This is a genomic window from Ignatzschineria sp. PL_is040 (genome assembly GCF_055813795.1).
Genome location: NZ_JBVPGU010000053.1, coordinates 1 through 277 on the forward strand (window position 1 = coordinate 1; position 277 = coordinate 277).

Consider the following 277-nt stretch of genomic DNA (forward strand, 5'->3'; position numbering starts at 1 on the left):
GAAGCACCAGCGATCATTACGAAAGAAGATCAACCAGAAACAGGAAAAGTCACCGGGAAGGATGTAGATGGTGATGAGTTAACTTATGTGGTTTCTGAACAACCGAAAAACGGTACGGTGACGATTGATGAAAAAACTGGTGAATACACTTATACGCCGAAAAAAGATTACAACGGTGATGATGAATTCACAGTGGTGGTATCTGATGGCAATGGCGGTGAAGTGACCGTTACGATTCCTGTAACAGTCATGCCGGTGAATGATGCGCCGGTGGTGG

At 45.1% G+C, this 277-nt stretch carries 1 protein-coding gene; it reads left to right on the forward strand.

Annotated features, from left to right (window positions below; translation table 11 throughout):
* Positions 1 to 277 (forward strand): cadherin-like domain-containing protein (locus tag AC0SAP_RS10410; protein ID WP_473384116.1); only part of this gene is annotated, 277 nt, incomplete at both ends.